The sequence below is a fragment of the Streptomyces sp. NPDC033131 genome, from assembly GCF_055578365.1.
On record NZ_JBVIPA010000043.1, the window covers coordinates 52,582 to 65,348 of the forward strand.

Consider the following 12,767-nt stretch of genomic DNA (forward strand, 5'->3'; position numbering starts at 1 on the left):
TCCCGGTCGGCCGGTCGGCCGGGCAGCCGGGCAGCCGGGCAGCGGATGATGGCCGCATGCGTATCCGTATCGATGCCTTCGACCTGCCCGGTCTCACCCGCCCTGCGCCCGCCGACGGCAGCGCCCCCGCCTGTGGCAACGTCCACGTCGCCGTGCAACGCCGCGACCGGCCGGGAGAACTGCTCGATCCGCAGCGGGGGGACGCCGCGTCGGCGACCTGGACGCTGGAGTGCGCGGCGATCGTCTCGCCGAGCGGTGTCGAGGTGCGGGGGCCCTATGTGCAGAACCGTCTGGGGCACCGGTTCATCTATCTGTCGTGGGGGACCGTCGACGAGGCGGGGCTCTTCACGATGTTCCGGCGTGCCAAGCTCATGCTCGACGCCGTCCCGGCGGACGTACTCGCCGCCGCCGCACCCGACGGCCTGCTGGTCGCACGCCTCGGCCTGACCGACGCGCAGGGCGGGCCCCTGTGCGCACGGATCACGCCTCCGCACGTCAGCTGGACCGCTGAACCGGCGGCCGGCCACGCGGGCCCGGGGCAGGCCACGCGGGATCGGTGAGACCGGGCGGGCCCGCCCGGTCCGCGCTCAGGACTGGTACGGCTGCTGCTGCGTCTGCCCGTACTGCTGACCGCCCTGGCCGCCCGCGCCCTGCGCCTGCAGCTGGTCCGCCTGTTCCTTGGTCAGCTTCTGTTCCGCGCCGCAGAAGGTGCACTGCGTCGTGTACTTCGTCGAGAACGGGAACAGCGGCACGAAGAACAGCGTGAACTTCGTGACGCGCTTCCTGAGTGTGTGCGCGGCGGGGTTGCCGCACTGGCCGCACACCAGGGTCAGTATCGCGAGCTGGTACAGGTAGCCCTTGGTGCCGAAGATGATCATGCCGGGTTCCTTCCCGAGTCAGTACCTGCCGACACAGTGCCGGCGAGCGGCAAGGTGCGGTCAGATCACAGTGTCCTGCACTCCGGCGCCCGACGCGGATGCACGGACTCCTGAGGCGTCGCGTTCCTGCCCGGCAGCCGGGTAACCGCTCCCCCATGGGTGACATCCTCGTCGGCACGTGTTCCTGGACCGATCGGGCCCTGGTCGCCAGCGGGTGGTATCCCGCCGGGCAGCGGGACGTCGAAGGGCGGCTGCGGTACTACGCGGGGCGGTTTCCGGTGGTCGAGGTGGACTCCGGTTACTACGCGCTGCCCGCGGAGCGGAACAGCCGGTTGTGGGTGGAGCGGACCCCGGAAGGGTTCGTGTTCGACGTGAAGGCGTTCTCGCTGCTCACCGGGCACCCGACCAGGGAGCGGTCCCTGCCCGACGGGTTACCCGCCGACGCCGGGGACCCTGTCGTGCTCGACGAGGTGTGGGCGCGGTTCGCCGCCGGGATCGGGCCGCTGCGGGAGGCCGGGCGGCTCGGGGGTGTGCTGTTCCAGTTCCCGCCGTGGTTCCGGCCGGGGGCACGGGCCGAGGCGTTTCTGGAGGAGTGCGCGGTGCGGACGGCCGGGTGGCCGGTCGCCGTGGAGTTCCGGCATCCCGCGTGGTGGAGGAGCGAGCCGGAAGGACCGGAGGGACGGGACGGACGGGCGCGGGCGACCACCTCGCTGCTCACCCGCCTCGGCTTCGCCGCCGTCGGGGTGGACATGGTGCGGACGCTGCCCTCCTCCATACCGCCCGTCACGCCCGTGACCTCGCCGCGCCTGTCCGTCGTACGGTTCCACGGGCGCAGTGCCGCCTGGGGGACCGGGAGCAAGGAGGACCGCTTCCGGTACGACTACTCGCGCGCCGAACTCGAGGAGTGGGTGCCCCGCTTACGCGCTCTCGCCGGGCGGGTCGGCCGGCTCCACGTCCTCTTCAACAACTGCTGCGCCGACTCCGCCGTCCGTGCCGCCGAGACGATGGAGCGTCTGCTCGCCGGCCAGGCCCTGCCTAGCCCACGATCCGCACCGTCTTCGACTCGCTCACCTGATCGATCTCCGTGACCCGGACCGTCACCTTCATCTCCCAGTCGCCGGCGATGGGGAGGTTGAGGGCGTTGGTGGCCCAGTAGCCGCCCTTGTCGGTGAGCCGGGCGTCGATGGGGCCGATGTCCTGGCTGGGGAGGGTGAGGGAGAGGCGGAGCTCGGGAACGGTGGAGATGCCGTCGTCGGGGCCGTAGACGACGGCTTCCACGCGGTTGTCGCCGGTGCGGCCGGGGTCGAGAGTGATCTGCACCTTGCCCTGGCCGCCCGGGATGCCGACGTCGAAGGGGATGGTGGTGACGGAGGCGGTGGGCAGGCCGGTGGTGGACGCCGTTTCGGCGGCTTCCGCTGCCGCTCGGCCCGGCAGCGTGCCGGTGAGGATGGTCGTGATCACCAGTACCGCCACGCCCACGGCGACTTCGGCCAGCACCGAGCGGCGCAGGCCCGAGTGGTGCGTGGTCGAGGGGGAGAGGGGGACGGCGGCGGGCTCCCGCGGTGCCGGCGGGCCGCCCACCGGCTCCGGCACCCGTTCGGGTACGGCCGCCTCCACCTGCGTCAGCCGGGCCGTCCACCGCCGTGAGACGCTCGCCGCCGCCAGCAGCGCGAGGACCGCGGCGAGCTTGACGACCAGGAGGCGGCCGTACGGGGTGTCGGTGAGGGCGTTCCCGGAGCCGAGGCCCCGCCAGGACTGGTAGACGCCGGTGACGACCAGGACGGTCACCGACCAGAAAGCGAGGCGGGAGAAGGAGGTCACCACCGACGCCGGAACGGCCGCCTGTGAGCGGTACAGCGAGGTCAGCAGTGCCGTCAGGCCGCCCAGCCATACCGCCATCGCGAGGACGTGCAGGACGGACGACGTCATCGCCACCGGCACCTGGATGCCGGCCGACGCATGCTCGCCGGCGGCCCAGGTCAGCGCCAGGCCGACGCTGAGGGCGGTGCCCGCGGCGAGCCAGGCGCGCGACAGCGACTCGCGCCGCAGCAGTCGTACGAGGAAGACGGCCAACGGCACGAGGAGGGCCAGACGGGCCAGCAGGACCAGGCCGGGGCGGGTGGTCAGGGTGCGGGTGAAGGCCGCGGGGTCGAGGGAGGGGGCCGTGCCCGACTCGTACGGGGCGCGCAGCATGAGCAGCGCCACGGTGGAGGCCAGCAGGGTCCACCAGCCCGCGCGCAGGAGCCTTCGCAGGGAGGCGGGGTCCGGGGGGCGGCAGGCCGTCATGAAGACGGCCGTGCCGATCAGCAGCGCCGCGGCCAGGTACGCCAGGTAGCGGGCGATGGTGTACAGGCCTGCCGTCACCGGGTTCTCGACCGGGTCCGTGCCGACCACCGCCGTGGTCGCGGAGGGCTTGCCCACCGAGAAGGTGAACGCCCCGGACACCGGGTGGCTGTCCGCCGACACCACCCGCCAGGCCACCAGGTACGTGCCCTCGGCGAGCTTCGCGGGCAGGGTGACGCGGGCCGTGTCGGAGCCCTCCGGTGCGTGCTGGGCCTTGCCCGTGCGCAGGCGGTGGTTGTCCGGGTCCAGGACCCGGAACGAGTCCTCCAGGAGGCCCACGGACTCGGTGAAGGAGAGGGTCAGGTGGCGGGGGGCGGACTTGAGGACGGTTCCGTCCTTGGGGTCGCTGTCGCGGAGAGCGGCGTGGGCCGACGCCGGTCCCGCGCTGCCGAAGAGGAGCAGGACCAGCACAGTGCCCAGCAGCACCAGCCCTTGAAGTCCCCGGCCTCCTCGGCCTGCGCCTGCCCTGAACTCACCCGCACGCTCCACGTCTCTTCTCCGTCTGTGGCCTTGCCGCCTACCGGACAGGTACGGACACGGCGGCCGGAACGCTCACCACGTCGGCCGCGCCGTCACCCCGCCGTCCACCACCAGGTCCTGCCCGGTGATCCAGGACGCGAGCCGCGACGCCAGGAACACGCACGCGTCGCCGACGTCCTCCGGTCGCCCCAGCCGGCCCAGCGGCGCCGCCCGCTCCCATCGCCGTACGCCTTCCGGCCAGGCCTCGCCCAGTCCCTCCCGGTCGATCAGCCCGGGTGAGACCGTGTTGACGCGGATGCCGTGGGGGCCGTACTCCAGGGCCGCCGCTCGCGCGTGCATGACCACGGCGGCCTTGGAGGCGGCGTAGTGGGCGTGGTCGGCGGCGGGGTGGCTCGCCTCGACGGACGCGATGTGGGTCACGGAACCGGAATCCGGCGCCCCCGTCCCGCGCATCACCTCCACGGCGGCCTGCGTGCACGCGAAGACGCTCGTCAGGTTGGTGTCCACCACCGACCGCCACTGTGCCGCCGTCATCCCGGGCAGCGCCCGGGTCGGCTGGACGCCCGCGTTGTTGACCAGCGCCGTCAGCCGGCCCTCGCCCCACTCGGCGGCCTCCCGCACCAGGCCCCGGCACTCCTCCTCGTCGGTGAGGTCCGCCCGCAGGACGACGGCCCGCCCGCCCGCGTCCCGGATGCGGGCCGCCGCCGCGCGCGCCGGCTCCACCGCCGTACGGCAGTGCAGGGCGACCGCCGCGCCCTCCTCGGCGAACCGCAGGGCGATGCCCCGTCCGATGCCGCCGCCCGCGCCGGTGACCAGGGCCACGTGCCCTTCGAGGAGTCTCATGGACGGCACAGTGCCGCGATCCGGCCGGCCTGGGCCGGGTAACGCGCCGCCAGCTGTGCCGCGTCGCCGTGTTCGTAGTCCTCGTAGGTGAATCCGGGCGCCATGGTGCAGCCGAAGAAGGTCCACCGGCCGCCCGCCGCCACCCGTCCGCCCATCCAGGTGCCGCCGGGGACGGTGAGCTGCGGGTGCTGGCCGGCGAGTACGTCCGGTCCGAGGACGGTGGCCGTCGTCGTGCCGTCGGGGGCGAGGAGCAGGAGTTCCAGCGGGTCGCCCAGATAGAAGTGCCAGATCTCGTCCGTGGGCAGGCGGTGCAGGGCGGAGAAGTCGTCCGCGGTGAGCAGGGCGACGATCGCCGAGCCCGCGGGCCGGCCGTCCGGCAGTTCCGGTCCCGCCCAGGTGCGTCGGAACAGCCCGCCCTCGCGGGGGATGGGCTCCAGACCGTAGTGGGCGACGAGGTCGTCTGGGGTCACCCCGGGAAGGCTACCTCCCGGTTCAGGAACGCGAGTTGGGCGTGCTTCTCGGGCAGGTACACGTCCGGGACGTCTATTTCCGGCAGGACGACGACCGGGCCCGCCTCGAAGCCCTGCTTCAGAAAGCGCGCGACGGCCTTCTCGTTGCGCACGTCGGGGTCGACGACGACGCGAGTGCGGTCCAGGCCCCGCAGCACGTACGAGGTGACGGCGGTGAGCAGCGCCGACGACCAGCCGGGGCTCGTACCGTTGCGCCCCGCGGGCGCCAGCAGCAGGTGGACGCCGATGTCACCGGGGCGCACCTCGTAGCACTCGCTGACCCGGTCGGCCGCCGGCTCGTAGGTCTGGAGGAGGGCGACCGGTTCGCCGTCCTTCAGCACCAGGAAGGCGTGGTGCGTGTCGAGGCTGTCCATGTGGGCGTAGATCTCGACGACCTGATCCCTGCTCAGCCCGTTCATGCCCCAGAAGGACGCCCGCTCCTCACTCACCCACGCGTGGACGACGTCGGCGTCGGCGGCCGCGTCCAGGGGCAGGACGCGGACGGTGCCGAAGCCGTCCACTCGCTGCTCGTGGACGGGGTCGCGGGTGGTGGCGTACGCGTCAGACATCGGTCTCCTTCGTCAGGTGCCGCCAGTCGGTGACGACCGGCACGAGGTCACCCGTGAGCCACAGGGGGAGTTGGTCACGGTGATGGGCCGAGCCGGGGATGCCGGAGGCGCCGAAGGGCACCACCCAGAGGCTGTCCTCGCGCCGCGCGAGGTCCCACACGTAACGGGCCGCCGGGCCGCGCGCGCTGATGTCGGTCCAGCCCGGTACGGCGGAGGTGCACAGCACGCAGTCGTGATCGCCGGACAGGGCCGGACCCTCGTCGGGCGTGCCGGTGAGCGCCCGCCAGGCGAACAGGCGGTGTGTGTCACCCCAGGTGGCGGGCGGGTTCCCGGCGGCCGCCACCTCCTCCACGGCCCTGCGGACGATCTCCGCGCGGTCGATCCCGTACAGCTCCCGCGCCCGCAGCAGGTGTTCGAGGGCGAAGCCGATCCGCGGGACGAGCGCGAGCCACGGCAGGAAGATTTCCGGGTACGCGGGCGGGGAGGTCAGCGCGGCGAACGCCGGGTGGGCCGCGAGATGGCGTACGACCGCACCGCGCACGGCCGCGTACAGGGCCGCGTCCGTGCTGTCGGCGTCCATGTGGCGGTCCCAGCGCAGGAGGGTGTCGCGGAGGTCGGTGGCCTCGGGGGTCAGTCCGTCCAGCGCTTCCAGGTGGTCGAGGAGCGCTGCGGCGGACGCGAGGCGGGTGTCCATGTGGATGACCGGCATGTCGGCGGGCGACCAGCGGTCCTTCTGAGTGAGGAGGGCGGTGATGCGGTCGGCGCGGTGGGGTGCGGCGAACTCGACGCCGAGCGGGCCCGCCGGGCCGCGCTGGTTGGCCATCACGGCGATGCCGTCGGTGAGACCGGCCCGGGGCGTCTCGTGCCAGCCCTGCCAGTCGTGGCCCGGTTCCCAGGCGGGGACGGGGTGGGTGCGGTTGGCGTCGGAGCGCACCGGCACCCGGCCCGCGACGCGGTGCAGCAGGCCGCCCTCGGTGTCGGCGGCCTGGACGACGTTCACGGGCTCGGCCCACAGGTCGAAGGCGCGGTCGACGTCGGCGACCCGGCGGGCCCGCAGCAGGGGGAGCAGGGCGCTGAAGCCGAGGTCCTCGGTGACGCGGGGCGGGTGGCGGAGGGAGAGCGCGAGCGGGGTGCCGTCGTCGAGTCCCTCGGGGCCGCCGGCGATCACCGGTCCCCGTTCCGTCTCGATGACCTCGACCTGGACCGGTTCCTCCCCCGCCACCTCGACGGTCTCCGGGTGCCGGGCGGCCCGGTGCCAGAGCCCGTCCGCCCCGAGCGCCTCGACGCCGGCGCCGGTGCGGCGCAGCCTCTCGCGGTAGAGGTCCTGGTAGTCGGCCATCGCGTTGGTGATGGCCCAGGCGACCGTGCCGGTGTGGCCGAAGTGGGCGATGCCGGGGACGCCGGGGACGGCGAGGCCGACGACGTCGAACTCGGGGCAGGACAGGTGGATCTGCTGGTAGACGCCGGGGTCCTCGATGAAGCGGTGCGGGTCGCCGGCGATGACCGCCTGGCCGGTGGTCGTGCGTTCGCCGCCGACCAGCCAGCCGTTGCTGCCGGAGGTGCCCGGGCCGTCGGTGGCGAACAACCGGACGGCGTCGGCTCCCAGGTGCCGGACGGCCTGCTCGCGCCAGAGCTTGGCGGGGAAGCCGGCGAAGAGGATGTGCGTGGCGAGCCAGACGCCGAGCGGGGTCCAGGGCTCCCAGCGGCCCGGAGCCAGACCGACGCGGGCGAACTCGGGTGCCTCGGTCCGCGCGAGCTCGTCGTTCACGCCGTCGGCGTACGCCCGCACCCAGTCGGCTGTCTCCGGGTCCCGTCTCTCCAGGGCGGTGAAGCAGCGTCTGGACGTGTCGGCGAGGCGGGCCCGTCTCGCGAAGAGGTCCCAGGCCAGGGCCTCGGTGCCGAGGAAGGCGGCCGAGGTGCCCTGGGTGCGGTGCCGCTCGACCTCCAGCTGCCAGGCGCGGTCGCGGGCGGTGACCCGGCCCTGGGCGCGGGCGAGCTCCCGCGCGCTGCCGGCGCGGAGGTGGGGGATTCCCCAGGCGTCGCGGAAGATCTCGGTGCTCATTCCTGTGCCTTTTCTGTGCTGGAATTCTACACTTTTAGGTTAGGCTTGCCTAACTAAATGGTGGTGGAATCGTACGCGAAGGGTGAAAACGCGATGGGGCAGGGGCACGGCTGGGAGGGCGCGGTCCTCAGACTGCTGCGGGCGAAGGACTTCGTGTTCACCGTGACCGGTGCCAAGGACGTCACCGGGCGCTACCGGCGCGTCCACCTCACCGACGGCGGCATGCTGGCGGCGACCGGGGTCCACCCGACGATGTGGGTGCGGCTCTGGTTCGACAACGCGGGCAGGCCGCACCAGCGCGCCTACACCCTGGTCGACCCCGACGCCGCGGCCGGCACCTTCAGCCTGGAGTTCGCCCTGCACGAGGGGTGCGCCAGCGACTGGGCAAGGGCGGCGAAGCCCGGCGACACCATCGAGGCGACCGTGCACGGCACCGACTTCCGGCGGCCCGATCCCACGCCCTCGCACGTCTTCGCGATCGGGGACGCCGCCTCGCTGCCCGCCCTCAACTCCCTCCTCGAAGCCCTCGCCCCCGCCCCGGCGACCATCTGGTTCGAGAGCACCCCCGACGGCACCTCGGACGGCACCCCCGACACCCCCCTCGCCGACGCCCTCGGGGGCCTCCCCTTCCGCACCGACCCCGCCCGGCACGACGTACGCCCCGTGCCCCGGCGGGATTCCGGCGCCCACCTCGTCGCCGAGGTGAAGGCGGCCCTGCCCGGCCTGCTGAAGGCCGGCCCGGAGCCGTACGTCTGGATCGCCTGCGACACGGCGACCACCCGGACCCTGTCGACGTACGTCCGCAAGGAACTGGGAGTTCCCAAGCAGCGGGTGCACGCGCTGGGGTACTGGCGGGCCGGCTGACCCGGTATCACAGGCGCGTACAACCCTTTGTGCGATCCGTGGGTCGTGTGCAGCATCTGTTGCCGCACACGACCCAGGAGCCCCGTTGCGCAGAGCAGTCTTGGCGACCGCCCTCCTCACGGCCGTCGCCGGCGTCACTCTCACCCCGATGACGTCGTCCGCCGCCGCCCCCTACAAGGGCGCCAACACCGCCGCCGTCCAGGACGACTTCAACGGCGACGGCTACCGCGACCTCGCCGTGGGGGCGCCGAACGCGGCCAACGGCACCGTGGAGGAGGCCGGCTCGGTCGTCGTGCTGTACGGGTCGAGGTCCTCGGTCGGCGCCACGCGCCGGACGGTCGTCACCCAGGCGACGGCGGGAGTCCCCGGCGAGCCGGAGAAGTGGGACCAGTTCGGGACCACGGTGGCCAGTGCCGACCTGGACCGGGACGGCTACGCCGATCTGCTCGTCGGCACGCCCCGCGAGGACGTCGGCGGCATCGAGGCCCGCGGTTCCGTGACCGTCGTGTGGGGCGGACCGACCGGGCTGAAGGGCGGCGCGAACATCGCCCCGCCCGCCGGGTTCGGGGACGGCATGACGTACTGCCGTTTCGGCATGTCCCTGGCCACCGGCGACATGAACGGCGACGGCGCTCCCGAGGCCGGCGTCGGCTCGGGCTGCTCGGCCTCCTCCTACACCGGCCCCTTCACCCGCACCGGCGGCTCCGCCTCCCGTTACCTCGAGTGGCGGGTCAACGCCCGGGGCGTGGTCATGGGCGACGTCAACGGCGACGGCAGGGCGGAGCGCTTCTACCTGGCCGGCCCCACCGACGGCGACATCCGCGGCCCGGTGGACATCGACAGCGGGGCCCCCGACGCCGAGAACTCCCGCGAGACCTGGCCCGTCGAGCTCCCCTACGCCGACGGCCACGCGGGCCGCATCGGCGACCTCAACGGCGACGGCTACGGCGACCTGGTCACCGGCGTCGCGGGCGACCAGTCCCACTTCAACGCGCCCGGCGCCGCCCGCAAGGGCGGCGAGATCCAGGTCCTGTACGGCAGCGCCCAGGGCATCACCGCCGCGCAGAAGCCGAAGGTCTTCCACCAGGACACCGCGGGCGTCCCCGGCACCGCGGAGTGGGGCGACTGGTTCGGCCAGTCGCTGAGCCTCGGTGACGTGAACGCCGACGGCTACGCGGACGTCCTGGTCGGCTCGCCCGAGGAGGCCGTCGGCACCCGCGCCTCGGCGGGCACGGCCGTCCTGCTGCGCGGCTCCGCCACCGGCCTGACCACCGCCAAGGCGGCCGGCTACACCCAGGACACGGCGGACATCCCCGGCGCCGCCGAGACCGGCGACTGGTTCGGCGCCACCGTCCACCTCGCCGACCTCAACCAGGACGGCAGGGCCGAGGCCGTGGTCGGCGCTCCCGCCGAGAACAGCGACGGCTGCCTGTGGATCGCCCGCGGCTCCAGCACCGGCCCCGTCCTGAAGGGCTCGGTCAACCTCTGCGGCAAGAGCGCCGGCATCACCGTGCGCGGGGTGAAGGGGTACTTCGGCGCGGCGCTGACCAGCCCTCACGTGGAGAACTGAGGCACACGGAGGCATGATCGGGGTCATGGACGTCACTCTTCACCTCGCCCAGGACCCCGAGGCCGACGAGCTCCTCGGGCGCTCCCCGCTCGCCGCGCTGGTCGGCATGCTGCTGGACCAGCAGGTTCCGATGGAGTGGGCGTTCAAGGGGCCCCGCACGATCGCGGGCCGGCTCGGCGCCGACGACCTGGACGCGCACGAGATCGCCGCACAGGACCCGGAGGCCTTCGCCGCGCTCCTGTCGGAGAAGCCGGCCGTGCACCGCTACCCGGGGTCGATGGCCAAGCGGATCCAGCAGCTGTGCCAGTACCTCGTCGAGCACTACGACGGGAACGCCGAGCTCGTCTGGAAGGGCGTGAGCGACGGACGGGAACTGCTGCGCCGCCTTCAGGAGCTGCCCGGCTTCGGCAAACAGAAGGCCCAGATCTTCCTCGCCCTGCTCGGCAAGCAGCTCGGCGTGCGGCCCGAGGGCTGGCGCGAGGCCGCGGGCGCCTACGGCGAGCCGAAGTCCTTCCGTTCCGTCGCCGACATCACCGGCCCTGACTCGCTGACCAAGGTCCGCGCGCACAAGCAGGAGATGAAGGCGGCGGCGAAGGCCGCGAAGGCCGCCGGCAAGTAGCCGCCGTCCGGGTGACCCGGCCGGCCCGGAATGTAGGCCGAGCGGGCGGTTTTCACCGCCGGTGGGATGAACCACGTAGGCCGCACGGGGAGATGACTTCCCGTGAGCACCGCCGCACCGCAAGCCTCCGGCCCCGCCCGCCGGCGTGCCTGGCCGCGGGTGCTCGTCCTGCTGCTCGCCCTGTCCATACCGGGCGAGCACGCGGGCGCACAGGCGGTTCCCGTCTCCCCGGTGGCCGCCGAGGCCGGCTCGGCGGTCTTCGAGTACGACGTCCTGGACACCGTGCTGCGTCCGGTGTCCCGGGGCACCGGACGTCCCCTCGCACCGCCGCGGCCCGCGTCCTTCCCGGACGCGCCGCCCGCCGCCCCGGCCGTCCGGCCCCTGCCCGTACAGCCGCGCACCCCGGCCGCGCTGCACGCCCTGCGCTCGGTGGTCCTGCGCTGCTGACAGAACCGGCTCCCGCCCTCCGGTCCGTCAGCACGACGCAAGGAACCCAGAGAACGCGAGGAACACCGACATGACGAACGACCCGTACGCGGTCCTGCGCGCCCTCCTGCGCGCCGAGGCGGCGCGCAACGCGCCGAAAGAGCAGGTTCCGCAGGTGAAGGAACCGAAGCCGCAGCGGCCCCCGGAGGTACCGGGCCGCTGACCCGTCGGCGGAGGCGGACTACCGCCTCCGCCGTGTCGCGCCGAAGGCGGAAAGTGATCTCCCGGCCACTCCGGGTGCCGGGCAGGGCGCCTGGATCGAGAGCGGGCGGGAGAGGCCCACCCGGAGGTGATCTTCAAGGGCCTCCTCGGGAGGGCGGAGGCATCCCCCGGAGCTCCGGAAACAGCGGACTGCCGAATCGTTTCGCTGTCACTCATCTCAAGCCCTCGTTACCGTTTGCCCCGTTTTACGGCGTCTTTTCCGGCCCCACACTCCGCCGCCAAGGCTGCGCCCGGAAGCTCTTGCCCGGTAGGCTTTCCGTGTGATCTTCAAGCGCATCGGAAACGGCCGGCCGTACCCCGACCACGGCCGGGAAAGCACCCGGCAGTGGGCGGACGTCGCGCCGCGCCCGGTCCGCCTCGATCAGCTCGTGACGACCAAGGGCCAGCTCGACCTGGAAACCCTGCTCGCCGAGGACTCCACGTTCTACGGCGACCTCTTCGCACACGTCGTGAAGTGGCAGGGCGACCTGTATCTGGAGGACGGTCTCCACCGAGCGGTCCGCGCGGCCCTCCAGCAACGCCAGGTGCTGCACGCGCGCGTGCTCGAACTCGACTGAGACGCCTGCACTTACGGGCCCTTACGGGTTGGCCCTTTCGGGTTCTCCTGCACCGCGTCCAATGATCATCTAGTAGGAATCGTCGCCCGGGCGCACTACGCTGCGCCCATGAGCATGCTGACTCCCCCCGGCATGGGCGGCCAGTACCGGATCACGGGAGACAAGTACCCCCGCATGCGCCGGCACAGGCGGCGCGGCAGGCTCGTCCTCGGGCTGGTGGCCTCCGCCGCCGCGCTCGGGCTGACCGGATGGGGGACCCTGCAGCTCATCGACGTCTTCACCGGCGGCGGCAAGAAGGCCGAGGCGGTCGGTCCCAAGGCGGGCTGCGGCACCCGGGCGACCCCGTCGGCCTCCCCGTCCGCCGCCGCCACGGTCAAGCCCGCCCAGATCACGGTGAACGTGTTCAACGCGACCCCCCGCAGCGGCCTCGCCAAGAAGGCCGCGGACGAGCTGAAGAAGCGCGGCTTCAAGATCGGGGACGTGGGCAACGCGACGAAGGAGTTCGACAAGAAGGTCAAGGGCACCGGGCTGCTGCTCGGCCCCGCGTCCTCCCTGAACACCTCGCTGCCCGTCCTCGCCACCCAGCTCTCCACGGCCGAGCGCCGCACGGACGCCGCCCGCAAGGGCACCGAGCTCGACCTGATCATCGGGACCGGCTACCAGAGCCTGAACAGCAAGGCGGACGCCGACAAGGCGCTGGCCGCACTGGCCGCGCCCCAGCCGACGTCCACTTCCTCGAAGCAGAACTGCTGAGCCTCGTACGAG

The 12,767-nt window shown here is 73.0% G+C and carries 15 protein-coding genes; 9 read left to right on the plus strand and 6 right to left on the minus strand.

Annotated elements, in window-relative coordinates:
• Positions 1-56 precede the first annotated feature (56 nt).
• Entirely contained in the window at positions 57-560 is a 504-nt protein-coding gene (locus ACZ5XS_RS37555) for a DUF5990 family protein (protein WP_468659101.1), read from the plus strand.
• 27 nt (positions 561-587) lie between these two features.
• Here the strand turns inward: ACZ5XS_RS37555 and ACZ5XS_RS37560 are convergent, their stop codons facing one another.
• On the minus strand, positions 588-878 hold the full coding sequence (locus tag ACZ5XS_RS37560) for a zinc-ribbon domain-containing protein (protein ID WP_468659103.1): 291 nt from the start codon (positions 876-878) through the stop codon (positions 588-590).
• A gap of 155 nt (positions 879-1,033) precedes the next feature.
• On the opposite strand from ACZ5XS_RS37560, the gene ACZ5XS_RS37565 reads away from it, so the two are divergent.
• Positions 1,034-1,966 (plus strand): DUF72 domain-containing protein, encoded by a 933-nt coding sequence (locus ACZ5XS_RS37565; RefSeq protein ID WP_468659105.1) that lies wholly within the window; start codon positions 1,034-1,036, stop codon positions 1,964-1,966.
• On the opposite strand, the gene ACZ5XS_RS37570 is transcribed toward ACZ5XS_RS37565, so the two are convergent.
• The 5 genes from ACZ5XS_RS37570 to ACZ5XS_RS37590 form a co-directional block, all read right to left on the minus strand.
• A complete protein-coding gene (locus tag ACZ5XS_RS37570) occupies positions 1,914-3,647 on the minus strand; it encodes a copper resistance CopC/CopD family protein (RefSeq protein WP_468659107.1) in 1,734 nt (577 codons plus the stop codon). The two genes, ACZ5XS_RS37565 and ACZ5XS_RS37570, sit on opposite strands and share 53 nt — an antisense overlap.
• Before the next feature lie 126 nt (positions 3,648-3,773).
• The gene (locus ACZ5XS_RS37575; protein ID WP_468659109.1) at positions 3,774-4,544 is read right to left on the minus strand and encodes an SDR family NAD(P)-dependent oxidoreductase; all 771 of its coding nucleotides are present in this window, start codon (positions 4,542-4,544) and stop codon (positions 3,774-3,776) included.
• The gene (locus tag ACZ5XS_RS37580; RefSeq protein WP_468659111.1) at positions 4,541-5,014 is read right to left on the minus strand and encodes a cupin domain-containing protein; all 474 of its coding nucleotides are present in this window, start codon (positions 5,012-5,014) and stop codon (positions 4,541-4,543) included. Before ACZ5XS_RS37580 ends, ACZ5XS_RS37575 begins: the two co-directional genes overlap by 4 nt.
• Positions 5,011-5,622 carry a GNAT family N-acetyltransferase gene (locus tag ACZ5XS_RS37585; protein ID WP_468659113.1) on the minus strand — a complete coding sequence of 204 codons (612 nt, stop codon included), beginning with the start codon at positions 5,620-5,622 and terminating at the stop codon, positions 5,011-5,013. Before ACZ5XS_RS37585 ends, ACZ5XS_RS37580 begins: the two co-directional genes overlap by 4 nt.
• On the minus strand, positions 5,615-7,684 hold the full coding sequence (locus ACZ5XS_RS37590) for a penicillin acylase family protein (protein WP_468659115.1): 2,070 nt from the start codon (positions 7,682-7,684) through the stop codon (positions 5,615-5,617). Before ACZ5XS_RS37590 ends, ACZ5XS_RS37585 begins: the two co-directional genes overlap by 8 nt.
• A gap of 93 nt (positions 7,685-7,777) precedes the next feature.
• On the opposite strand from ACZ5XS_RS37590, the gene ACZ5XS_RS37595 reads away from it, so the two are divergent.
• The 7 genes from ACZ5XS_RS37595 (at position 7,778) to ACZ5XS_RS37625 (ending at position 12,755) form a co-directional block, all read left to right on the plus strand.
• On the plus strand, positions 7,778-8,548 hold the full coding sequence (locus ACZ5XS_RS37595) for a siderophore-interacting protein (RefSeq protein ID WP_468659149.1): 771 nt from the start codon (positions 7,778-7,780) through the stop codon (positions 8,546-8,548).
• Positions 8,549-8,633: 85 nt separating this feature from the next.
• Positions 8,634-10,118 (plus strand): hypothetical protein, encoded by a 1,485-nt coding sequence (locus ACZ5XS_RS37600; RefSeq protein ID WP_468659117.1) that lies wholly within the window; start codon positions 8,634-8,636, stop codon positions 10,116-10,118.
• A 25-nt stretch (positions 10,119-10,143) separates the two neighbouring features.
• The gene (locus tag ACZ5XS_RS37605; RefSeq protein WP_468659119.1) at positions 10,144-10,737 is read left to right on the plus strand and encodes an HhH-GPD-type base excision DNA repair protein; all 594 of its coding nucleotides are present in this window, start codon (positions 10,144-10,146) and stop codon (positions 10,735-10,737) included.
• 102 nt (positions 10,738-10,839) lie between these two features.
• Entirely contained in the window at positions 10,840-11,184 is a 345-nt protein-coding gene (locus ACZ5XS_RS37610) for a hypothetical protein (protein ID WP_468659121.1), read from the plus strand.
• A 70-nt stretch (positions 11,185-11,254) separates the two neighbouring features.
• Complete coding sequence (locus ACZ5XS_RS37615; RefSeq protein ID WP_468659123.1) at positions 11,255-11,386, plus strand: hypothetical protein; 132 nt, start codon at positions 11,255-11,257, stop codon at positions 11,384-11,386.
• Between the two features lie 319 nt (positions 11,387-11,705).
• A complete protein-coding gene (locus ACZ5XS_RS37620) occupies positions 11,706-12,002 on the plus strand; it encodes a type II toxin-antitoxin system VapB family antitoxin (protein ID WP_003999914.1) in 297 nt (98 codons plus the stop codon).
• Between the two features lie 108 nt (positions 12,003-12,110).
• Positions 12,111-12,755: a LytR C-terminal domain-containing protein gene (locus tag ACZ5XS_RS37625; protein WP_468659125.1), complete on the plus strand. Its 645-nt coding sequence runs from the start codon at positions 12,111-12,113 to the stop codon at positions 12,753-12,755.
• Positions 12,756-12,767 lie beyond the last annotated feature (12 nt).